The 23,091-nt window shown below is 51.0% G+C and carries 20 protein-coding genes, 8 tRNA genes, 1 rRNA gene and 1 pseudogene (1 of these 30 running past the window's edge); 2 read left to right on the top strand and 28 right to left on the bottom strand.

All coding sequences use genetic code 11. The features are described from left to right. Positions 1-30: 30 nt before the first annotated feature. Both NYE54_RS00830 and NYE54_RS00825 read left to right on the top strand, forming a co-directional pair. Positions 31-483: a GNAT family N-acetyltransferase gene (locus NYE54_RS00830; RefSeq protein ID WP_339269315.1), complete on the top strand. Its 453-nt coding sequence runs from the start codon at positions 31-33 to the stop codon at positions 481-483. A gap of 41 nt (positions 484-524) precedes the next feature. Continuing rightward, positions 525-641: pseudogene (locus NYE54_RS00825) on the top strand (spore coat protein); the annotation flags it as partial. Positions 642-767: 126 nt separating this feature from the next. Here NYE54_RS00825 and trxB read toward each other — a convergent pair. The 28 genes from trxB to NYE54_RS00685 form a co-directional block, all read right to left on the bottom strand. Continuing rightward, positions 768-1,721, bottom strand: coding sequence for a thioredoxin-disulfide reductase (trxB, locus tag NYE54_RS00820; protein ID WP_076326141.1), 954 nt, complete (start codon positions 1,719-1,721; stop codon positions 768-770). A 111-nt stretch (positions 1,722-1,832) separates the two neighbouring features. Beyond that, complete coding sequence (locus NYE54_RS00815; protein WP_179090737.1) at positions 1,833-3,515, bottom strand: tetratricopeptide repeat protein; 1,683 nt, start codon at positions 3,513-3,515, stop codon at positions 1,833-1,835. 143 nt (positions 3,516-3,658) lie between these two features. Next, entirely contained in the window at positions 3,659-4,609 is a 951-nt protein-coding gene (locus NYE54_RS00810; RefSeq protein ID WP_076326139.1) for a ribose-phosphate pyrophosphokinase, read from the bottom strand. 170 nt (positions 4,610-4,779) lie between these two features. Continuing rightward, positions 4,780-5,619 carry a histidinol-phosphatase HisJ gene (gene hisJ, locus NYE54_RS00805; protein ID WP_339269313.1) on the bottom strand — a complete coding sequence of 280 codons (840 nt, stop codon included), beginning with the start codon at positions 5,617-5,619 and terminating at the stop codon, positions 4,780-4,782. A gap of 11 nt (positions 5,620-5,630) precedes the next feature. Further along, complete coding sequence (gene hisIE, locus NYE54_RS00800) at positions 5,631-6,332, bottom strand: bifunctional phosphoribosyl-AMP cyclohydrolase/phosphoribosyl-ATP diphosphatase HisIE (protein WP_076326137.1); 702 nt, start codon at positions 6,330-6,332, stop codon at positions 5,631-5,633. Beyond that, positions 6,329-7,087 (bottom strand): imidazole glycerol phosphate synthase subunit HisF, encoded by a 759-nt coding sequence (gene hisF, locus NYE54_RS00795; RefSeq protein WP_076326136.1) that lies wholly within the window; start codon positions 7,085-7,087, stop codon positions 6,329-6,331. Before hisF ends, hisIE begins: the two co-directional genes overlap by 4 nt. 67 nt (positions 7,088-7,154) lie before the next feature. Then, positions 7,155-7,886 carry a 1-(5-phosphoribosyl)-5-[(5-phosphoribosylamino)methylideneamino]imidazole-4-carboxamide isomerase gene (gene hisA / locus NYE54_RS00790; RefSeq protein WP_339269310.1) on the bottom strand — a complete coding sequence of 244 codons (732 nt, stop codon included), beginning with the start codon at positions 7,884-7,886 and terminating at the stop codon, positions 7,155-7,157. Between the two features lie 42 nt (positions 7,887-7,928). Further along, complete coding sequence (hisH, locus tag NYE54_RS00785) at positions 7,929-8,537, bottom strand: imidazole glycerol phosphate synthase subunit HisH (RefSeq protein WP_076326134.1); 609 nt, start codon at positions 8,535-8,537, stop codon at positions 7,929-7,931. Positions 8,538-8,540: 3 nt separating this feature from the next. Further along, entirely contained in the window at positions 8,541-9,146 is a 606-nt protein-coding gene (gene hisB / locus NYE54_RS00780; protein WP_076326198.1) for an imidazoleglycerol-phosphate dehydratase HisB, read from the bottom strand. A 61-nt stretch (positions 9,147-9,207) separates the two neighbouring features. Further along, positions 9,208-10,491 (bottom strand): histidinol dehydrogenase, encoded by a 1,284-nt coding sequence (gene hisD, locus NYE54_RS00775; protein ID WP_339273345.1) that lies wholly within the window; start codon positions 10,489-10,491, stop codon positions 9,208-9,210. Between the two features lie 123 nt (positions 10,492-10,614). Next, positions 10,615-11,262: an ATP phosphoribosyltransferase gene (gene hisG, locus NYE54_RS00770; protein WP_076326133.1), complete on the bottom strand. Its 648-nt coding sequence runs from the start codon at positions 11,260-11,262 to the stop codon at positions 10,615-10,617. A gap of 53 nt (positions 11,263-11,315) precedes the next feature. Beyond that, positions 11,316-12,509, bottom strand: coding sequence for an ATP phosphoribosyltransferase regulatory subunit (locus tag NYE54_RS00765; protein ID WP_339269307.1), 1,194 nt, complete (start codon positions 12,507-12,509; stop codon positions 11,316-11,318). A 342-nt stretch (positions 12,510-12,851) separates the two neighbouring features. After that, positions 12,852-14,078 (bottom strand): acyltransferase, encoded by a 1,227-nt coding sequence (locus NYE54_RS00760; protein WP_339269305.1) that lies wholly within the window; start codon positions 14,076-14,078, stop codon positions 12,852-12,854. A 180-nt stretch (positions 14,079-14,258) separates the two neighbouring features. Continuing rightward, positions 14,259-14,765 carry an acyltransferase gene (locus tag NYE54_RS00755; RefSeq protein WP_076326130.1) on the bottom strand — a complete coding sequence of 169 codons (507 nt, stop codon included), beginning with the start codon at positions 14,763-14,765 and terminating at the stop codon, positions 14,259-14,261. Positions 14,766-14,778: 13 nt separating this feature from the next. Continuing rightward, a complete protein-coding gene (gene ppaX, locus NYE54_RS00750; RefSeq protein WP_339269303.1) occupies positions 14,779-15,429 on the bottom strand; it encodes a pyrophosphatase PpaX in 651 nt (216 codons plus the stop codon). Between the two features lie 7 nt (positions 15,430-15,436). Further along, on the bottom strand, positions 15,437-16,570 hold the full coding sequence (gene lgt, locus NYE54_RS00745; protein WP_339269301.1) for a prolipoprotein diacylglyceryl transferase: 1,134 nt from the start codon (positions 16,568-16,570) through the stop codon (positions 15,437-15,439). Between the two features lie 20 nt (positions 16,571-16,590). Next, positions 16,591-17,529, bottom strand: coding sequence for an HPr(Ser) kinase/phosphatase (hprK, locus tag NYE54_RS00740; protein WP_076326127.1), 939 nt, complete (start codon positions 17,527-17,529; stop codon positions 16,591-16,593). Between the two features lie 540 nt (positions 17,530-18,069). Next, positions 18,070-19,194 carry a sn-glycerol-3-phosphate ABC transporter ATP-binding protein UgpC gene (gene ugpC, locus NYE54_RS00735; RefSeq protein WP_076326126.1) on the bottom strand — a complete coding sequence of 375 codons (1,125 nt, stop codon included), beginning with the start codon at positions 19,192-19,194 and terminating at the stop codon, positions 18,070-18,072. 108 nt (positions 19,195-19,302) lie between these two features. Beyond that, positions 19,303-20,517 carry a helix-turn-helix domain-containing protein gene (locus NYE54_RS00730; RefSeq protein ID WP_339269298.1) on the bottom strand — a complete coding sequence of 405 codons (1,215 nt, stop codon included), beginning with the start codon at positions 20,515-20,517 and terminating at the stop codon, positions 19,303-19,305. A 151-nt stretch (positions 20,518-20,668) separates the two neighbouring features. Further along, positions 20,669-20,741, bottom strand: a tRNA-Lys gene (locus NYE54_RS00725). Positions 20,742-20,749: 8 nt separating this feature from the next. Beyond that, positions 20,750-20,835, bottom strand: a tRNA-Tyr gene (locus NYE54_RS00720). 12 nt (positions 20,836-20,847) lie between these two features. Continuing rightward, positions 20,848-20,920, bottom strand: a tRNA-Phe gene (locus tag NYE54_RS00715). Positions 20,921-21,013: 93 nt separating this feature from the next. Then, positions 21,014-21,090 (bottom strand) — tRNA-Asp (locus tag NYE54_RS00710). Positions 21,091-21,103: 13 nt separating this feature from the next. After that, a tRNA-Thr gene (locus NYE54_RS00705) sits at positions 21,104-21,179 on the bottom strand. 26 nt (positions 21,180-21,205) lie between these two features. Then, a tRNA-Val gene (locus NYE54_RS00700) sits at positions 21,206-21,281 on the bottom strand. A 9-nt stretch (positions 21,282-21,290) separates the two neighbouring features. Beyond that, positions 21,291-21,367, bottom strand: a tRNA-Met gene (locus tag NYE54_RS00695). A 32-nt stretch (positions 21,368-21,399) separates the two neighbouring features. Beyond that, positions 21,400-21,491: transfer RNA gene (locus NYE54_RS00690), tRNA-Ser, on the bottom strand. An 81-nt stretch (positions 21,492-21,572) separates the two neighbouring features. Further along, positions 21,573-23,091: ribosomal RNA gene (locus NYE54_RS00685) — 23S ribosomal RNA — on the bottom strand (it continues 1,410 nt past the right edge of the window).

The following is a 23,091-nucleotide window of genomic DNA, read 5'->3' as shown; positions in this document are numbered from 1 at the left end:
AAAATCACTATAGATATAAGGAGAACGCTCGTGAACATTAGAAAGCTGAATACTCATGAAAAACCCCCTATGGACCTGCTGCTGCTTGCGGATCCATCGTTAAGGCTGGTTGATGACTATGTAAAGCGCGGTCATTGCTATGTGGCTGAAGAGGACTCGCATCAGATCGGGGTCTACGTCCTGCTGCCTACAAGGCCCGATACGATCGAGCTGGTTAACGTTGCGGTAAGAGAGAATCTGCACGGCCAGGGCTATGGCAAACAGCTTGTGAATCATGCCATCGGGCAGGCACGGGAACTCGGATATGCAACAATTGAAGTGGGCACAGGAAGCACTGGCGTGGCGCAGCTGGCGCTGTATCAGAAATGCGGATTTCGGATGACAAGCATCGATCGGGACTTTTTTGTTCGCCATTATGATGAGGAAATCTATGAGAACGGCATGCGACTGCGTGACATGGTGCGGTTGGCGCAAGATTTATAAGGCTCGGGGCTGGGCAGATGCACCCTTCCTCCATCCGGTGAGAGCTGCACGGGAAGATCTTCTATTTCATGTATGTACGCGGTCTGTATCCGTCTTACAATTTGGAGCAGCTGCTGGAGAATGATATGAACAATGCCAACAAGGCATTGAGCCTGTAACCTCCCAGCAAAAAAAGCCCCGGGCTACACAAGCACAGGTTTTTACGAGATAGTCTCGCAAAACCGTCAGCCGTATAGCCCAGAGGCTTTTTCTATTTTACATATCATCCCTCAAAAAATCGGGGATTATTTATTCAGCGTTTCGCTCCAGTCATGCACCATATGACCCTCGAGATATTTCTCGCAGTCCATAGCGGCCATACAGCCTGTGCCTGCAGCCGTAATAGCTTGGCGGTAACGGGTATCCTGGACATCGCCGCAAGCGAATACGCCCGGAATGTTCGTCTCCGTCGTTCCCGGTTTAACCAGGATGTAACCAGTCGGATCGGTCGTAATCTGATTGCCAAGGAAGCCCGTGTTCGGTGTATGGCCGATAGCCACGAATACGCCTTCCGCTTCAATCAGTTCGTCTTCTCCGGTCTCGTTGTTGCGGACCTTCAGGCCTTTAACACCGGTTTCGCTGGTAACCACCTCAACCGGCGTACGGTCCAGAGCCCACTGGATCTTCTCATTCTCACGTGCACGATCCTGCATGATCTTGGATGCACGCAGCTCGGTCCGGCGGTTCACTACCGTTACGCTGGAAGCAAAACGCGTCAAGAAGCTGGCTTCCTCCATCGCGGAGTCGCCGCCGCCGATGACAATGATCTTTTTCCCGCGGAAGAAGAACCCGTCGCATGTGGCGCATGTACTTACGCCGCGACCAACGTTCTCCTGCTCTCCCGGAATTCCGAGATACTTCGCGGAAGCTCCCGTCGATATAATAACGGACTCAGCCAGAAGCTCGCCCATGCCCTCGACATTCACCTTGAACGGACGCTCGGAGAAATCAACGGATTCGACCCAGGCACTCTTGAACTCTGCACCGAAGCGCTCCGCTTGTTGACGCATATTATCCATCAGCTCGGGACCCATGATTCCTTGCGGAAATCCAGGGAAGTTCTCAACCTCCGTCGTTGTCGTAAGCTGACCGCCCGGCTGCATTCCCTCGATAACGAGCGGCTTCAAGTTCGCGCGTGCCAAGTAGATGGCTGCCGTCAATCCGGCAGGTCCTGTTCCGATTACGATTGATTTGTACATAGATACGGCCTCCTTTAAGGTGTCGATTTCTGTTACGTGTTACATCCTATTCAGGACTTATGGAATCTTCATGTACCAAGGTCTCCTAAGTATCCGAATATGGGTTCTTACTTAAATGTTTTCCGTAAATGGCCGGAAATTATCATCCGGCTGTGCTTTCGTTTCACATACGCTATCCATTTGACGTGCGTAACGACTCACCGTTGATGGCGAAATACCGTAACGGACAGCCACCTGTTCATAGGTTAGGGTTCGTCCACGCTTCTTGGCCGTCAGATATTCCAATGCCGCTGCCCAGCCCTCCACATTCCGAATGTTCGGAATATCAGGGTACAGCCGGCTCAGGAACTCGGACCAGAGATTCTCCATCTCTTTTTTCCAAAAAGGGTCTACCCGCATGTCCATGGTCTGCTCTGCCTTCTCCAGCACCGCCTTCCAGGAAGGCAGCCAATCCGGCAGCACCTCACGGGTCTTGCTACTGGATAGATCGCGATCGTCGCGGCGTTCCTTCAGCCGATTGCTTGCGGCCTCCATCTGCTGGAGTACCAGGCGGGCGGCATCTTTCAGCTCCGCATCCTCTCCCGGTTCCTGTAGGAACGATTGCAACGCATGCTGCACCTCTTCATCGGCAATCAATTCCAGCGTCCGGATCACCTGCAGCTTGGTATGGGGATCGCCATGCCGGAGCGCCCAGAAGAACGAAGAACGAATCAGCGGATTCTGTTTCGCTTCCTCCGTCAATTTGTCGCCGTCATGCTCCCAGCGTTTGAACTGCTCTTCAAACGGAAGGTGATAGTGGTAACTCACCTTCATCTGGTCCGTACCGGTCTCTTTACGCTTCTGCAGCTGCGCCAGATAGAAATTCGGAATCACCGAATCTCCGTCCAGCTTCAATGCTTGCCGCCAATATTTCTCGGCCCTGTCATAATAACCGCTGTTGCATGCCGCAACGGCCGTATAATGATACAGACTAGGATCTCCGCTAAACTCCTCTTCCTTCAACAACCGGCGAAAATGACCGTAGGCAATTTCGTGCTGCCCCAGTATTCCCATCGTTGTCGCCAGCTTAAACACATGCTCCTGATGAAAAGGAACCGTCACCGTTAGCATGTCCATCAATCGGTCACGCTGCTCCTGATTTCCTTCATGCTGAAAGAAGATAGCCAGATTGCATAAACCGTGCAGATTGCCTGGTTCCTGATCCAACACCTCGCCAATGGTACGCTTCGCAGTATCAAAGCGCCCCATATAATAATAGGCCAAAGCCAGATTGTTGCGCGCAGCCAGAAAATCCGGATAATCCTTGACGATTTCCTCCAACAGCTTGACCGCTTGTGCGAATTTTCCTTCCTCAAGCAGTGCCCGGGCATGCTCATGCTCAACCACGCCTTCACGACTCTTGATCCGGTTCAGCTTGGCAGGACGATTCAGCTCATAATGAAGCAGCTCCATCATCTCCTCGGCCTCATCCAGAAACTGACCACTGGGGTCTTCCTCCAGATAAGTAACAAGCGCTTCTTCCGCCTGCTCGAACTGTTCCATATTGGCGTAATTGTTCGCCATGTAGAAGTAGCACTCCGTCATCAACGGGTCAACTTGCTCCAAAATGTGAGCCAGCACATCGTTGGAAGCTTTATAATCTCCCGTCTCTGATAATATACCCGCCATATTGCAATGATTCACCGGATTATCCGGTTCATATTCAACAGCTTTGCGAAAATATTTCAGAGCCCTGTCATATTGGAAACGATCAAGCGAACGAACCGCGCGATCGAAGAAGAAATTGGCATTCATCTCGATAGATATAACATTGTGGGGGTCACTTGACCCATATGGATAACCATTCACGAAAAGCAAGGCACCTCCTTTAACTTGCTCCTCTATCCACAACAGTATAACACAAGTTTCAACGTCATTTGCAGAAAAAAGACACCAGTTTACACACCGGCGTCTTTGAATAAAGTGGCGATCGAGCCGCCCTCGGTAATAATGTGGGTTGCCTGGGCCAACATGGGCGCAACAGACAACACCTTAAGCCGCATCTTGCAGTGATGATCCGGGAGCACGATGGAGTCTGTGACCACGATTTCCTCGATATGAGCATGGTCCAGACGGCTTAGTGCTTCACCGGAGAAGAGCCCATGGGTTGCACAAACAATGGCATCATTAGCTCCCCGTTCCTTCAGACCTTCGACCACTTGTACGATGGTGGTTCCTGTATCAATCAAGTCCTCGATAATAATCGGCGTACGCCCCGCCACGTCCCCAATGACATGGGTGATAACGGCTTCGTTATGGGCAGGACGCTGCTTGATCATCATGGCAAACGGCGATCCTAGGCGGCTCGCAAGTTTCTCGGCTGTCTTCGCCCGCCCGGCATCGGGGGATACGATGACCGGGTTCTCAATTTTCTTGGTCTTCAAATATTCCGTAATCAGATCGAGCGCAGTCAGATGATCCACCGGTATATTGAAGAAACCCTGAATAGCAGGGGCATGCAGATCAATCGTTATCACGCGGTTGGCCCCGGCTGTGGTCAGCACATCGGCTACCATTTTGGCCGAAATCGGCTCACGCGGTGCTGCCTTTCGTTCCTGTCTGGCATAACCGTAATAAGGCACAATGATATTGATCGTTCTGGCGGAAGCACGCTTCGCGGCATCAATCATCACCAGCAGCTCTACGAACATTTCATTGATAGGGTGAGAAAAGGACTGCAGCAGAAAAACATCGCAATTGCGGATGCTCTCTTCAAAGTGCACATAAACTTCGCCACTCTGAAAGCGGGAAATCTTGATCTTTCCCGGTTCAACTCCCAACTGCTTACTGATATTTGCAGCAAGCGCCGGATTGGAAGTTCCGGCGAACAATCGTAATGAACGATACATGAGGACCTCCTGACGAGAGTGGTTGATAATGGCTGATGCAACGATCTCGTTGAAAGCGTTATCGTCAAATCAGGCCGTTCCCGCCTCCATCAACCTCTTCGAAGAAGGGTCTCTAGAAGTAGAAAACAGCCGTCTGCAATAAACCTGTTTGCAATTAGTGCTTATCTTTATTATACATTGTTTCCCTCAACATTCAAAAGCACCATCTCCCGCTTCCGGTTACGGAAGGTCGCGATCTCCCGAACGCCAAGCTCCGATAGCAGTGTTCTGGCCTGGTCCAGATGCTCGCCCAGCTTCCTCGGCTGATGGGCATCCGACCCTAAAGTCAACGGAACGCCAAGCTTAATCGCTTCCTCCAGCATGCGGCGGCTCGGAAACATTTCCTCACAGGCCTTTGATAATCCGGAGGCATTCAGCTCCATGGCTTTCCCGCTTTGGGCCACAGCCGCAAGCGCGGCTTGTTCCAGAGCGATCACGTCCGGCTTCTGTTCGGGGCCTGGTCCATAACCGAACCGCTTGATCACGTCCAGATGGCCCATGATATCATAGAAGCCGGTCGCGGCGGCTTTCTGCACTGCATCATAATATTGCTGATAAACCTCAAGCGGATCCTTGTCCTCCCAGCCTTGGGTCTGACGGTAATCCGTAATATCCCACTCACCCAGAAAGTGTACGGAGCCGATAACATAATCCCACGGATAGTCCTTCACAATCCGCTCAATCTGTTCTTCGTATCCCTCGATATAATCGCCTTCGAGACCGATCCGAATGTCAATCTGTCCTTTGTAGCGTTCCTTCAGCTGCAGGCACTCTTCCACGTAACGCGGCAGCTCGTCCATCGGCATGGCCATTTCCGGATAATAGGTTTCCGGGTTGACGTGAATCAAAGGCATATGATCCGACAAGCCCAATTGATCCATCCCGAGTTCAATGGCGCGCCGTACATACTCCTCCAGCTGCCCCTCGGCATGTCCGCACCGGGCATGGTGGGTATGGTAATCAATATGCATCGGTAGACCTCCTAATCGCGGCGTGGCCGTTCGTGGCGGCGACTCAGCTCATCCATGATCTCATCCAGTGGGAGCTTGCGCTCCTGGAGAAGTACCAGTAGGTGATAGATCAGATCGCTGATTTCAAGCTTAAGCTCGGCGTTGTCTTTATTTTTGGCGGCGATGATCGTTTCCGAAGCTTCTTCGCCCACCTTCTTCAGAATTTTGTCTACCCCTTTATCAAAGAGGTAAGTCGTATAAGCCCCTTCAGGCCGCTCCACTTCACGCTGGGCAATGACTTCTTCCAGCTCGGCAAGAACCGCAAACCGCCCGCTCTCTGCAGCTGCACGGTTATTCGCAGTCCCGCTCTTCTGCCCCTGAACCGTAATCTCATTGTAGAAGCAGGTTGTTTGTCCGGTATGACAAGCAGGTCCCTTCGGATCCACCAGCAGCAAGAGGGTGTCTCCATCACAGTCGTACGTCATGGATACGACCGTCTGGACGTTCCCGGAAGTTGCCCCCTTATGCCACAGCTCCTCGCGCGAACGGCTCCAGAACCAAGTTTCGCCGCTTTCCAGCGTCAAGCGAAGAGACTCCCGATTCATATAAGCCATCATCAGCACCTGCTTGCTCTGTGCATCCTGTACAATCGCCGGCACCAGGCCCGAGGCATCCCAACGGATATGCTCGCTGACCTGCTCCAGGGATAAATCCTTCAACATATCTTCGCTCATCGTATATCCACTCCTTTTTGACTAAGATGCAACTTCAGATGAGGAATCGAGATCTCTTTATAATGGAAAATCGTTGCGGCAAGACCCGCATCCGCCTTGCCTGTGGTGAACACGTCATAGAAGTGATCCTCTTTGCCAGCACCGCCGGACGCGATGACCGGGATCTGCACCATTGAAGATACGGCAGAGGTAAGTGATAGATCGAACCCATCCTTCGTCCCGTCCGCATCCATGCTGGTCAACAGAATCTCGCCTGCACCCAGGCTTTCCGCCTGCTTCACCCAATCCAGCGCTTTGATGCCGGAAGGCGTACGTCCGCCGTGCGTGTATACTTCCCATTCCCCCCACGCTTCGTTGTACTTGGCATCGATGGCCACAACGATGCATTGGGAGCCGAATTTGCGTGCCCCGGCTGAGATCAGCTCCGGCTGCTTGACCGCTGCCGTATTCATCCCGATCTTATCCGCGCCTGCCCGCAGAATCCGCTTCATATCCTCAACGGACGAAATGCCTCCACCCACGGTAAAAGGGATGGCAATTTCCCCTGCCGTTTTCCGCACGACTTCCTCCATCGTCGCCCGCCCTTCGACCGATGCTGAAATATCCAGAAAGACTAACTCGTCTGCGCCTTCCCGGTCATAGAGCGCCGCCAATTCCACGGGATCGCCCGCATCGCGGAGATTCACAAAATTTACACCCTTCACCACCCGGCCGTCCTTCACGTCCAGGCAAGGTATGATCCGTTTTGCCAGCATACCTTTCCCCTCTTCCCCTATGAACTCTATCGATCAACCGCTTATTTGAACGGACCCTAAGTCAGACCTATTTGATTCTCGTAATTGCCTCGTTCAGGTCAATATTGCCTGTATACAGCGCCTTGCCTACGATCGCTCCGCCTACACCTTCGCCGCTGTGCGCGCTGAGCGCCAGCAAATCGTCCAGCTTCGTCACGCCGCCCGAAGCGATGACCGAGCGGCCGCTGGCTTTCGCCAGCGAGACAATCCCCTCCACATTAGGCCCCTGCATCATCCCGTCCCGGGAAATATCGGTAAAGATAAAGGTTTCCGCTCCTTTGGCTGCCAGCTCCTTAGCCAACACCTCGGCTTGAACCTCCGACGTTTCCAACCAGCCCCTAGTTGCGACGTATCCGTTGCGCGCGTCGATCCCAATGGCCACCTTATCCCCGTACTTGCCCAGCACCTCTTCCGTAAAGACACGATCTTCAATCGCTGCCGTACCGATGATAACCCGGCTGACGCCAAGCGACAGCAGCCGCTCCACATCCGCCAGCGTGCGCAAACCTCCGCCTACCTGAACCGGAACCTGAACGCTTGCTGCGATCTTCCCGATGATATCGTCATTCACCGGATGGCCTGTCTTCGCTCCGTCCAAATCCACGAGATGAATAAAGGTGCCGCCCTGCTCTTCCCACGATTTGGCTACCTCGAGCGGATTGTCATTGTATACCGTTTCTTGATTATAATCGCCTTGCACGAGCCTGACGCATTTGCCGCCGCGAATATCGATCGCCGGATATATGATAAAAGAGGACATCCCCATTCCCACTTTCCTTCTGGTCTATTTGATCACCTTACATTACGTTAAAGCCAAGAAATTGCGAAGCAGGCTCATCCCAAGCTCCCCGCTCTTCTCGGGATGGAACTGCATGCCATACACCGAATCGCGGCCCACGATGGCTGTCACTGGCTGACCGTAATCGGTAACCGCCAGCAAGTCAGCCTGAACCTCAGGAAGAACATGATACGAGTGGACAAAATACACATGACCTTCCTCAAGTCCCGCAAACAGCGGATGCTCCCGCTTCTCGAACTGCAATGAATTCCAGCCCATATGCGGCACCTTGTAGTCACCACCCGTAAACCGTACAACCGATCCGGGCAAAATATCCAACCCTTCAAACTTGCCATGCTCCTCGCTCCGGCTGAACAGGAGCTGCATGCCGAGGCAAATCCCCAGCAGCGGCTTCCCCGATTCCGCTGCTTCCTTCATGACCGAGTCCAGCGAGGTTTCGCGCAGCTGCTCCATAGCATCGCCGAACGCGCCGACCCCAGGCAGAATGATGCCATCCGCCGCCAGAATCTCCTCTCGCTCCCCGGTGACGAGCGGCTTATATCCAAGCCGCTCCACTGCTTTGCTGACGCTGTGCAGATTGCCCATGCCGTAATCCACGATTGCAATCGCCATCGATTAGAGCACTCCCTTCGTGGATGGCACGCCGGTCACCCGCGGATCCACGGTAGTCGCCTCATCCAATGCACGGCCGAGCGCCTTAAATACCGCTTCAACCATATGGTGGGTATTGTGTCCGTAATGAACGATGACATGCAGCGTGATCCGCGCCTCCAGCGCCAACTTCCACAGAAATTCATGGACAAGCTCAGTATCAAAAGAGCCTACCTGCTGCGAAGGATACTCGGCCCGATACTCAAAATGCGGACGGTTGCTGATATCTACAACGACTTGAGCAAGCGCCTCATCCATCGGTACAAACACGCTGGCGTACCGCTTAATCCCTTTTTTATCGCCCAGCGCCTCGCGGAACGTCTGCCCCAGGCAAATCCCGATATCCTCCACCGTGTGGTGGTCATCGATCTCAATATCTCCCTTCGCCTTGACGCGAAGATCAAATTGCCCATGCTTCGTAAACAAATCAAGCATATGATTCAGAAACGGCACATCGGTTTCCAATTCCGAGATCCCGGTTCCATCGACATTGAAATCCAGGGCAATATCGGTCTCATTGGTTTTACGGCTCACGCCGGCTGATCTTGCTGCTGCATCCAAACTGCTCACGTTGATTGCCTCCTCTAAACGTATCTAGTATGAACGAATCATTCATGTTCCTCTTTGATGCTTAACGCTCCTGTTCAAGCCGAATCTCGATCGCCCGGGCATGGCCTTCAAGCCCTTCGCGCCGAGCCAGCTCCATAATCTGCTCGCCATCGCGCAGCAGGGCTTCCTTGCTGTAGTAGATCAAGCTTGATTTCTTAATGAAATCGTCCAGATCAACCGGCGATGCGAACCGAGCCGTCCCATTCGTCGGGATGATATGATTCGGTCCTGCAAAATAATCACCTACCGGCTCTGAGCTATATGGCCCGAGGAAGATCGCACCCGCGTTCTCGATCTGGCCCACAATCGCCATCGGCTCCTCCGTCACGATTTCCAGATGCTCCGGCGCCAAACGGTTAATAACTTCAATCCCTTCTCTAAGGGATTCCGTGATGATCACCGCGCCGTAAGTGTCCACGGAGGCGCGGGCGATGTCACGCCGCGGCAGAAGTTCAAGCTGCCGCTGCACTTCAGTGGCAACGGCCTCGCCCAGCTTGCGTGAAGGCGTCACGAGAATGGCGGATGCCATCTCGTCATGCTCTGCTTGGGAGAGCAAATCCGCCGCAATATACGAAGCATCTGCGCTGTCATCGGCCAATACCGCAATCTCGCTCGGACCGGCCAGGCTGTCAATATTGACCGCCCCGTACACTTCTCGCTTGGCCAGCGCAACGTAAATATTGCCGGGACCGCAGATTTTATCAACGGGGGAGATGCTCTCCGTACCGTAGGCCAACGCCGCAATCGCCTGAGCTCCTCCTACGCGGTAGATCTCCGTAACGCCAGCCTCGGCTGCGGCGACCAGGATATAGGGATTAATCCCATCCTTCCCGCCGGTAGCCGGGGGGGTGACCATGACAATCTCGGGCACGCCTGCCACCTGCGCCGGGATGACGTTCATCAGCACGGACGAAGGATAGGCTGCCTTCCCGCCGGGCACATATACACCCACACGCTTCAACGGACGAATGATCTGTCCCAAGATGCTGCCGTCGGCTTGAAGATCCATCCAGGAATTACGCTTCTGCTTCACATGGAAAGCGCGAATATTATTCGCCGCGGCCTGAATCGCCTTCACGAACGAAGACTCCACATGATGATAAGCCTCCTGGAGCTCTTCATCCGTTACGCGAAGCTGATCTGCCTTAAGACGGACGCGGTCCAATTGCTCGGTATGCCGCAATAAGGCAACATCTCCTTCAGACCGAATATCCCGCACAATCGCCTTCACGACTTCATTCTGCTCTGGTGTGCCATAATCATTTTCCCGTTTCAGCTGAAAGTCCCGTGCTGATACAACCTTCACCTTCATCTCCCCCAATCCCGCTGCTTGCATCACATTTGACCTCATACATGCATAGCGTTTCTTACGAATCGACAATCTATATGTCCGATCTATCCATGCTCATCTTTGTTTATACTTCGTTTCTTAGCGCTGTATATTCGCTCCCTCAGACATAATGACCATTTGCAGCCGATCACACAATGCCTGAATTTCATCATTCTTCATCCGATAGCTGACGCGATTGGCAATCAGGCGACTTGTAATTTCAAAAATGCTGGTCATCTCTATAAGTCCGTTCTCCTTGAGCGTTTGGCCCGTTTCCACCATATCCACGATCCGGTCGGCTAAGCCGATAAGCGGTGCAAGCTCGATGGAACCGTTCAGCTTAACAACTTCAACCTGCTGGCCTTGTTCACGGAAATACTGCGAAGCTACATTCGGATATTTGGTGGCAACCCGCTGACGTATGCCCGGCTTCCAGTCCGGTAAGCCGATAACCGACATCCGGCACCTTGCGATACCGAGATCGAGCAGCTCATAGACGTCTTTGTTCTCTTCCATCAGCACATCTTTGCCAACGATTCCGATATCCGCGACACCGTATTCCACATAAGTCGGCACATCCACCGGCTTCGCCAGAATAAATTCCATTCCTGCCTCCGGCAAGGGAATGACCAGCTTGCGCGTCTCATCCACATCGAGGGGAATCGGAAGTCCGGCTGAACGAAACAGCGCGGATGCTTTTTTATATATACGCCCTTTGGGCATCGCTACTTTCAACGTTTCCGCCACGTTCAACTCCTCCTGACCTTAACCTAAATAAAATAGAGTGATATATCAGCGTTCTATCGAAGGGTAATGATCTCCCGATAGCCTCTATTAAGCAAACTGCCGGATACAACGGGTACCCCCTCATCTCGGACATTCGCCGAGTCCGGCATAATCGAGGTGATGACGGTATGACCCTGTGCCCGCAATTCTGACGCTTTCGCCAAACCTTCTTTGCGATAGGAAGCCGTGTAACGGATCAGAACGGGCAGCTCCTCCGTAATCTCTTCTCCCTGCACCCCATCCAATATGCGATTGGTCTTAAGCGCAAAGCCGGTTGCCGGAACGGCACGGCCAAACTGCTGCAGCAGCTTGTCATAACGACCGCCGCTCGCAACGGGTGAACCTAGCTCAGCAGCATAGCCTTCAAACGTCATGCCGGTGTAATAGGAGAAGTCTCCGAGCATCGTCAGATCAAACAGAACATGCCTGGAGACGTCGTATGCCTCCAGCACCTCCCATACTCTGCACAGGTGCTCAATAGAAGCTCTTGCGAGATCATTGCTGCTAATCTCAAGTGCCTGCCCGGCAATCTCCCGCCCCCCGCGCAGCTTCAGGATTCCTTCCAGCTGATCCTGCTGTGTCTCCGTAAGCCGCAGACTGGCAATGGTATTTCGGTATCCGACATAGTCGCGGTTTAGCAGGTCCTGCTTTAGGCTCTCTTGATCCTCCGTCCGCTCAGGCAGCACCTCCTGGAGCAGGCCATTAAGGTAACCCATATGCCCCATCGCGATTTTGAATTTCTCCACGCCTGCCGCCTTCAGAGACTCGATGGCCAGTGCAATCACTTCAGCATCAGCCTCCGGCGTATCGTCGCCTACAAGCTCTACACCCGTCTGGAAGAATTCAGCCTCCCGGCCCGCCTCTTCTTCGATTGCGCGAAACACATTCGCATGGTAAGACAAACGCACCGGTAATGGCTCATCCTTCAGCAGCGACGACATAACCCGTGCTATGGGAGCAGTCAGATCGGACCGCAGCACCATCGTCGTTCCGCGCTTATTCAATAATTTAAACAGTTTTTGGTCCGACGTAGAGCTTGCCACGCCTACCGTATCGTAATATTCCATCGTTGGTGTCATAATCTGCCGGTATCCCCAGCGGTCCATACATGCCAGCACTTCACGTTCAATCCGGCGCAGCTTGGTGACCGCATGAGGGAGGTAATCACGAACACCTGCCGGTTTTTCGAAGCCTTTCGGTTTAGACATGACGCTCCACCTCAAATTCAGAAAAGTCTTTACTATGGTAAAGTAGTACCTTGCTAATAAATTAAAGGATATTGGCTATATTACCATGAACCCTGCCTGATCGTCAATGCATCATAAATGCGTCCTGCTATGTATCGTTCTCCGTTGTAATCCGCCTTAGCCGCCAAAGAATCTGCTTAACTTCTGGGTATAATTGTAACACAAGAACATGCTGGAGTGGCTTGCTTATCTAGGGGTGAATCTCTGCTATGTCCAGAGCCACGCATAATACAAAAAAACCGTCCGATTGCCGGACGGCTTTGCTTCATAATGATAAATAAGAAAAAAGTATGCCTGCTATGGTTATAGATCCACCGATTTTTTGCTGTCGCCTGTAACGGTATCTTTTCTCTGCGTTGGTGCTTTCGGTGCTTTGGATGATGGCTTCAATGATCGCGGAACGCTGCCAAGCAGCATCCAGGAGCCTGGAATCCACCGGAACACCGTTTGTACCACCAGTGCACTGACAATCAGCGCAGTAACCATGCCACCATAAATCCAGATGAGATAATCATCGGTTACCGGATTCAGCTTGAGATCGTACTCCCGGTATAGGAACAGCCAGAGCGGATGCACCAGATAGATCGCGAAGGACAACTCGCCAATCCGCGTCAGCACCTTCACGATGAGTTTCCAACCGCTGTTATACAGCCAGCTGGCCAGCTGCATCAGCACAATCGCGGAGAAAACCGTGTGCAGATTCCATAACAGCTCGTACAACAGGGAGTCGTATTTGGCACCGTGCAATCTCTGATTGTACCAAATCTGCACATGTGTCAGTGCCATCGCAAGCCAACCGGCCCATAACACGACCGTACCTGCTCTTTGACCTGAAGTCTGCTTTTTCCAGGATGACGTAAGCCAGCCCTTGAATTTGTCGTAATTCATCGCCAGATAAGCACCCAGCATATAATAGGCTAAATACGAGATGGCCAGGCTTCCTTTAAACGTGTAGTGCAGCTCGTATTTATTCCATATGATAAAGCCCCATTGAAGCAGGAACCCGATGGGAACCGCCCACCGTACGAGAAACCGTGACGATTTGAACAGCTTAAGGAAGATCGGGAACAAGATATAGAACTGCAAACTGATAAATACAAAATATAAGTGCGTATAGTTCTGCCCCCGAATTAAACGTTCAAAGAAAAGAGGCATCTGTGCCCATAGATCAAATGAGCTGTTGAGCAGCCCGTTCTGATACATCCGCACAAAGAAATAGATGATCGAGAACAACACATAAGGCAGCAAAATGTACAAGAGCCGCCGTTTGTAGAAGTTTTTGATTAGATCTTTGGTCAGCGGCCGGTCCGCATAGTTATAGAACAGCACGAAGCTGCTTAGGAATATAAACGAGGGTGTACCGTATTTAAAGAAAATATTCAAAAAATTAATAATATAATAGAATCGCGAATCAATCGCATCCACTGTTGCAAATGAAGTCGCATGAACGTGAAGCACGCCCAGGATGGCCAGCGCACGATAAATATCGAGCTGCGGCAGCCTTTCCTTCTTGTTCAGCGTTGCACTCATGTCAGGCGTCGCCTCCTTGATTCAAGTATTTTCATAGAGTCAATGAAAAGGGATGGGCGGGCAAAAAAGTCCCTCAAGGCCATCATACCCCGGGGACTATGGAATCGCTTTGTGTCATGTTATCCTATACTCATTCTACAATAATTCAGGTAGCTTGAGAACCTAACTTGTCACATTACCTCAAATTGACTCACTTTCCGTCGATGTCCTCTTCAGCTCTCGCAATGGATTGCCGCCTACAAAAACACCCGGTGCCACATCTTTATGTACGACAGACCCTGCAGCAACAACCGCTCCATCTCCGATCGTTACGCCAGGCAAAATCGTGGTGTTCGCGCCGATGAGCACATTCTCCCCGATCCGCACTTCACCCAGACGATATTCCTTTATTAGATACTCATGGGCAAGAATCGTTGTATTGTAGCCGATCACCGAATTCTCGCCGATAGATATTTTCTCCGGAAAAAACACATCCACCATGACCATCAATCCAAACGCAGTATGTCTTCCCACCTTCATCCCGAGCATATGGCGGTATATCCAGTTCTTCAAGGGCAGGATAGGGCAATAGCGGGCCAACTGGATAAAGATGAAGTTCTTGACGCCCTTAAACGGGCTCACGGTGCGGTAGATTTGCCATAGCGCGTTGGGCCCTTCTACAGGATAACGGGTAACCTTTCTGGCCATGCTGCCAAAACTCCTATTCCTCTTGAAGTCCTACGATTTCATACAGGTCTTTCATATCCTTTAAAACATAATCCGGACCATACTCCATCAGCTTCTGCTCACCCTTCAGGGACCAAGCTACAGCTGCGGCCTTCACACCCGCCGCCTTGGCGGACTGAATGTCGACCGGACTGTCCCCGATCATCAATGTCGTAGCCGGATTGGCGCCCAGCCGCTCAATTGCTGTCAGAACGGGCTCAGGATGCGGTTTCGGATGCTCGACGTCGTTCACCGTAACAATCGTCGACATGAATCGCTCGAGATCGTACTTTTCCAAAGTCATCATCGTAGAAGGACGAATCTTAGTTGTTACAATCCCAAGCGAAAGCCCGTGACGATGAAGGCGCTCCACGACCTCATTTACATGAGGGAACGGTCTAACCATCTCATCATGATGAAGCGTGTTGAAGGAACGGTAGGCTTTGACAAACGGACTAACATCCTCAACGCCTCCCGAGAAAGCCTGCAGCTGCTGTTCCAGCGTGGTTCCCATATGTGGAATGATCTGCTCCCTGGTTAACGGTCCCGGTGCTTGAGCCTCGAAGACATGCAGAAACGACGAGATAATCAATTCATTCGTATCAATAATGGTTCCGTCTAAATCAAACAGTACGGTTTCTATCATGCTGCAACTACTCCTTTTTGTCCTCCGTATCTGGTTTTATTGCCGGAGTATCTTCTACTCGGGACGATTTGACTTCCGTCTCCTGGGTTTGGATTAGAGAGCTTGTATCATCCTTCTCTACTGGATCTGCTGCCAGTTTATCCTGCTTAACAGGTGCCTGCGCAGATGACTTCACGGCTTTATCCGTCTGAAGGTCAGCTTCAGGCGTTGGCCCTGCTCCGATCTTCGTTGACACGATGGGGTCCAAATAACGCACATTGGCGCGGCCTGTTACGCGGCGTACAACGATCAATACGATGCCTGCAATGACGAAGAACACCGACAGCAGCTGAGAAATCCGAATATTGCCGTAAGCCGGATCCAGATGGCCCAGTTCAAAGCCCATCCAAGTCATCGGTGCCCACAGCGTATTGTTAATGAAGTCGGCAAGTCCGGTTGCGCCTTGGAACGCCAAGCTGTCCGTACGCACCGCTTCAATGAAGAATCGGCCGATGGAATACCAGATGAAATATCCGATGAAGAGTTCGCCTGCGCGCAGGAATTTCTGTCTGCGGAGGATAAGCAATATGACAATACCCACCAAGTTCCATAGCGATTCATATAAGAAGGTAGGATGATGGAATACACCTTGTACATTCATTTGATTCACGATGAAATCAGGCAGGTGCAGCTGTCCGCGTAAAAAGGATTCACTTACAGGACCGCCATAGGCCTCCTGGTTAACGAAGTTCCCCCAGCGTCCAATGATCTGACCAGCCAACAGGGACGGAGCGCAGATATCGGCAATCCGCCAGAATGAATAGCCTTTCCGGCGAACAAAGATTAACGCACAGATAATGGCACCAATAAGGGCACCGAATATGGCAATCCCGCCGTTCCATATTTTGAACACATCCAGGAAGTTGTCTTTATAATCTTCCCATTTAAAAGCTACATAATAAATACGCGCACCAATGATTGCGGAAGGAACACCAAGCAAGAGCAAATCCATAAAAAATTCCTGCGGAATGCCAAAACGCTTCCCCTCGCGAATGGCCAGTAACAGCCCCGCTAAAGCTCCCAACCCCAAAATCAAGCCATACCAATGAACACGCAGCGATCCGATGGAGAACGCCACCGGATCGATGAGCAATGTTTGCATCTTTTATAACCTCCCTAGTCCTAGTCCAAATCGTCCATATCTTCAGCGATCGTAGCTGTCAGTTTGTTCGTAAACTGCAGCGCAGCATTCAGTCCCATTTGTTTCAATCTGTAGTTCATAGCTGCTACCTCAATAATAACCGCAAGGTTACGTCCTGGACGAACCGGAATGGTGACCAGAGGGATGTCTGTCTCAATAATTCGTGTTGTTTCTTCATCTAATCCCAGACGATCATACTGTTTATCCTGCTGCCAAGCTTCCAATCGAACAACAAGCGTAATCCGTTTATTGTTCCGAACGGCTCCTGCACCGAATAACGTCATGACATTAATAATACCAACTCCGCGAATCTCCAGAAGATGGCGAATCAACTCCGGCGCCGTTCCGTGAAGCTGAAAATCCGATGTCTGACGTATCTCCACCGCATCATCCGCAATCAACCGGTGTCCGCGTTTGACGAGCTCCAATGCCGTCTCACTCTTCCCGATACCGCTTGAACCTGTGATCAGCATCCCCACGCCATAAACATCGCACAATACCCCGTGGATGGTTGTAGTTGGTGCAAGTTTACGCTCCAGGAAGCTTGTGAATCGGCTTGTCAGAATGGTTGTCGCCATACTGCTGCGCAGTACAGGCAAACCTCTTTCGTTCCCGAGTTCCACCAGTTCCTCCGGCACTTCCAAGGAACGAGTAACTACAATGCAAGGTGTTTCTTCCGTACACAGGCTGCGCATCCGCTCTTTACGCTCTTCCGGCTTCAGCATTCCGAAGAAAGCCAACTCCGTGCGGCCCAGTAGCTGGACCCGTTCCCGCGGATGGTATTCAAAATAACCGGCCATTTCCAATCCCGGGCGATTCAGATCGTCCGTTGTAATCTGACGTTTTAAGCCTTCCTCACCTGCGATGACCTCCAGCTGAAACTGCTGGACCAGCTCGGATACCTTCACTTTCTTGGCCATGGTCTTACCCCTCTTCTTCCATTGTATGTTGACATCACAACGCAACCGTCATGTACGCGGCCCGTATTGGATGATATATTCCATATTCGATATTATCTAAAGTAGATAATCTGTATAAGCCTTATCAGCGATCTGGCAATTCACATGAAATATGCTTCAACATCCCGTATGTCCCATACTTATGTATGCCTTGCTTTGTGCTTATCTTATCGAAAAAAACCAATGAATGCAATTCTAACCGGCTATTCAATCGCGACATTAGGCTTATATTGGGGTGAACCGACACTACGATTACGTACTATAACTTGAATAATATAAATGTAATGTTTTATCACGAAAGGCATTATAAACTCCATTCTTCTCCAGTATCTGGGTTTACTGCTTTATATATCTGCTATTCCTTTGAATGCATCTACTACCTTCTGCGAGAAACACCTTAAACCCTCTCTAGGAGTGAATACTACCTGGATTTATGTATTTTTCTCCTAAAAAAACCGCCCCTTGAGAGGGCGGTTTTCAAGAGATCCCGATTGCTGAAGATTAGTCTTCGAGCAATACGTTCAATTCAGACTCTTTATCAAAGATATGAACTTTGTTCATGTCGAGTGCCAATTTCACATTGTCGCTTTCGCGAGTAGTCGAACGCCCGTCTACACGGCCGATAACCGTATCGGTGCCCAAGCCGCTCAGGTACAAGAGCATTTCGTGACCAAGGTTCTCGGTTACGTCAACTTTTGCAGTGAAGATTGTGTTCGGGGAAGCTTCCAGGAAGACGGGCTCTTCATGAATATCTTCCGGACGAACACCCATGATTACTTCTTTGCCAATCATGGATTTGTTTTTGAGCAATTGCGCTTTACCACCTGGTACTTGAACGTTCAAGCCCTGGGAAGTGAAGTATACGCCACCGTTTTGCTCGGACAATTTACCGTTGATGAAGTTCATGGTTGGGGAACCGATGAAACCAGCAACGAACAGGTTGTTCGGATTGTTGTACAGTTGCTCTGGGGAATCCGCTTGTTGAATAATGCCGTCTTGCATAACAACGATACGGTCACCCATCGTCATAGCTTCTGTTTGGTCATGCGTTACATAGATACAAGTGGTTTCAAGGCGCTTAACCAGCTTTGTAATTTCGGCACGCATCTGACCGCGGAGTTTCGCATCCAAGTTGGAAAGTGGCTCATCCATCAAGAAGACTTGTGGATCACGGACAATCGCACGACCCAAGGCAACACGCTGACGCTGACCACCGGACAGAGCCTTTGGTTTACGCTCGAGCAAATGCTCGATATCCAGGATTTTTGCTGCTTCACGTACACGTTTATCGATTTCGTCTTTCTTCACTTTACGGAGTTTCAAACCGAATGCCATGTTCTGATATACGTTCATATGTGGATACAAGGCGTAGGATTGGAATACCATCGCGATGTCACGATCTTTAGGTGCTACATCGTTAACAACGCGGTCGCCAATGTAAAGTTTACCCTCAGAAATTTCCTCAAGACCTGCGATCATACGCAGTGTCGTGGACTTACCGCAACCGGAAGGACCTACCAGTACCAAGAATTCTTTATCTTTAATATCCAAATTAACGTCAATTACAGTTGCTTTATCCGCACCTGCATACTTTTTGTAAATATGCTCTAAGCGTACACCAGCCATGTGCATTTGCCCCCTCATATGAATGTTATGAAATCGAATACAATTAATTTATAATCTTATATTACCCCATAGGCACCTGACTTGCTATACACAATCTGCACAAAAAACCTATTTCCTTTTCGTCACTTTATACAATAGAAGCGTTATTTTCACTAAAACCGCATCACTGAAGCTGCGAACATCAAGCCCCGTCTCCTGTTTGATCTTATCCAGGCGGTATAGCAGCGTGTTACGGTGAATATATAGGTGCTTGGCCGTCTCGCTCACGTTACAATCCAATTCGAAAAAAGACTCCAGCGTTGACAAGGTCTCACTATCCTCGAATAAATCGGTATGTCCGGCAGCGTACTCTCGCAGAAATTGATTGCGTTGGTACTCGGGAATGCTATAGACCAGGCGCTCCAGATGAAGCCCGGTCGACAGATGGATATGTTCCTTTACCTGGAATGTACGGCCGATGGTCATGGTCTCTCTTAACATGCTAACGGTCTGTGGCAGAGCATGCAGGGCATTAACTGCCGGTATCGCCGAGATATGGAAATCCCCCACCCATTCCGTTGAAATCAGCTCGTAGAGCCCCATGCAGAATAAGGAGAGTAAATCTTGATCGCCTTCCACCGAAGCATCATCTTTATCATCCGTCGTTATACCGTCCAGCAATTCCTGGTTCGCTAGGATAATCCATTCCTTATCAAGCAGTGGCACCAGAATGATGTCCCCGCCAAAATAGCTGCGCAATAACCGATGCAGTGCCTTATAACTTGGAGTAGGGGCGTGCTCGCTCTCATGAATAAGAAGAAAGGGAACCATGTCCTCCGTCAAGCTTGTCCGAATCCACATTTCCTCTGGTAATTCAGCAAGCAGTTCACCGGCTTGCAGGCGTTCCTTTAACCAACCACCCAACTGTTGGGCGCGTCGTTCTTCTTCAACCTTACCGGCACTCTTGGACACTACCCCTGGTGTCGTATCCTGAAGGCTCGACAATAGTAGAGTTATAAGCCCAATCTCGGACTCCGTCAAAGCACTCTGATTCGCTACAATTACCCGACTAGGATCCTGTTGATTCACAGGAATCCAAATCTCACCAAGGTCCTTGTGCACATAGGCGCCGTGAACCCTTCGTGATTGGTGTGAGGTTCTGTTTTCTTCACGGCTACTAGTCCCCTGGGCTCTTTCCTCATGACCCATCCGATCACCGAATGGCGGTGAGGTCGCTATTAGTTTTGTTAACCATGCTGCTTCCTGAGCATTCAATGTTTTTAAACCGAGTGAGGTACCCAAGGTCTGCTCTAGTTTCTGAACGATGTGCTCCATCTCCACCATTGATGACTCCACCACTTTATCGTTTTTTCTTATTTTAGCATAACACCCAGTGCAAGCGACAATGCCTTCTCTCTAAGTCCAGTTACATTGGAGAAAAACTGCTTAAAAACAACACAAAAAGAGCCGTCAACAACGTTGACGACTCTTCGGATGAGCCATGAAGGACTCGAACCTTCGACACCCTGATTAAAAGTCAGGTGCTCTACCAACTGAGCTAATGGCTCTTATTTACTGGTGGAGGATGATGGATTCGAACCACCGAACTCGGACGAGAACAGATTTACAGTCTGCTGCGTTTGGCCACTTCGCTAATCCTCCAGGATATAAAGGTGGCTCGGGACGGAATCGAACCGCCGACACGAGGATTTTCAGTCCTCTGCTCTACCGACTGAGCTACCGAGCCTTACATAAATGACATAAAAATAAAGTGCGGAATGCAATCCTGCCCACTTTAATCTGTGGAAAACCGACCATTTTTATTCCTTAAGATTAATAATGGCGGAACTGACGGGATTCGAACCCGCGATCTCCTGCGTGACAGGCAGGCATGTTAGGCCTCTACACCACAGTTCCACATTATTAAAGATGGTGCCGGCGAGAGGACTTGAACCCCCAACCTACTGATTACAAGTCAGTTGCTCTACCAATTGAGCTACACCGGCATGGTAAGGTAATAAAAATAAGTACATGGTGGAGGCTGAGGGGTTCGAACCCCCGACCCTCTGCTTGTAAGGCAGATGCTCTCCCAGCTGAGCTAAGCCTCCAGGTATGTATGGTAGCGGCGGAGGGGATCGAACCCCCGACCTCACGGGTATGAACCGTACGCTCTAGCCAGCTGAGCTACACCGCCATATAAACCTATTTGCGTTCAAGTTATTCAAATGGCGGAGAGAGAGGGATTCGAACCCTCGCACCGCTTACGCAGTCTAACCCCTTAGCAGAGGGTCCCCTTATAGCCACTTGGGTATCTCTCCATCATAACTTGTATGCAGTTACAGAGATTGATTCCCTGAAAACTAGATACGAAACGAATTTGCAACACATTGAAATATGTTTTGGATAAGCCCTCGACCGATTAGTATTGGTCAGCTCCATGCATTGCTGCACTTCCACCTCCAACCTATCTACCTCGTGGTCTTCAAGGGGTCTTACTAGTTGGGAAATCTCATCTTGAGGGGGGCTTCACGCTTAGATGCTTTCAGCGCTTATCCCTTCCGTACGTAGCTACCCAGCCATGCTCCTGGCGGAACAACTGGTGCACCAGCGGTACGTCCATCCCGGTCCTCTCGTACTAAGGACAGCTCCTCTCAAATTTCCTACGCCCACGACAGATAGGGACCGAACTGTCTCACGACGTTCTGAACCCAGCTCGCGTACCGCTTTAATGGGCGAACAGCCCAACCCTTGGGACCTACTTCAGCCCCAGGATGCGATGAGCCGACATCGAGGTGCCAAACCTCCCCGTCGATGTGGACTCTTGGGGGAGATAAGCCTGTTATCCCCAGGGTAGCTTTTATCCGTTGAGCGATGGCCCTTCCATGCGGTACCACCGGATCACTAAGCCCGACTTTCGTCCCTGCTCGACTTGTAGGTCTCGCAGTCAAGCTCCCTTATGCCTTTGCACTCTTCGAATGATTTCCAACCATTCTGAGGGAACCTTGGGGCGCCTCCGTTACTCTTTAGGAGGCGACCGCCCCAGTCAAACTGCCCGCCTGACACTGTCCCCGCACCGGATTACGGTACCAGGTTAGAACCTAGATACGATCAGGGTGGTATCCCAACGTCGCCTCCACACAAGCTGGCGCTCATGCTTCAAAGGCTCCCACCTATCCTGTACAGATCGTACCCAAATCCAATATCAAGCTGCAGTAAAGCTCCATGGGGTCTTTCCGTCTTGTCGCGGGTAACCTGCATCTTCACAGGTATTAAAATTTCACCGGATCTCTCGTTGAGACAGCGCCCAAGTCGTTACGCCATTCGTGCGGGTCAGAATTTACCTGACAAGGAATTTCGCTACCTTAGGACCGTTATAGTTACGGCCGCCGTTTACTGGGGCTTCGGTTCACAGCTTCGGGATTACTCCCTAACCGCTCCCCTTAACCTTCCAGCACCGGGCAGGCGTCAGCCCGTATACTTCGCCTTACGGCTTCGCACAGACCTGTGTTTTTGCTAAACAGTCGCTTGGGCCTTTTCACTGCGGCCCCCTCGGGCTATTCACCCTACCGAGGCACCCCTTCTCCCGAAGTTACGGGGTCATTTTGCCGAGTTCCTTAACGAGAGTTCTTCCGCGCGCCTTAGAATTCTCTTCTCGCCTACCTGTGTCGGTTTGCGGTACGGGCACCTTCACCTGACTAGAGGCTTTTCTTGGCAGTGTGAGATCATGACCTTCGCTACTATAATTTTCACTCCCCATCACAGCCCAGCCTTATTGATGTGCGGATTTGCCTACACATCAGCCTCACTGCTTGGACGGACATCCATCAGTCCGCGTCACTACCCTCCTGCGTCACCCCATCGTTCATAACGGTTTACGGTGGTACAGGAATTTCAACCTGTTGTCCTTCGATTACGCCT

This window comes from Paenibacillus sp. FSL K6-1330 (genome assembly GCF_037976825.1).
Taxonomy (GTDB): Bacteria; Bacillota; Bacilli; order Paenibacillales; family Paenibacillaceae; genus Paenibacillus_AQ.
The sequence above is the reverse complement of the archived record's forward strand: the minus strand, read 5'-3'. Positions and strand labels throughout refer to the sequence as shown.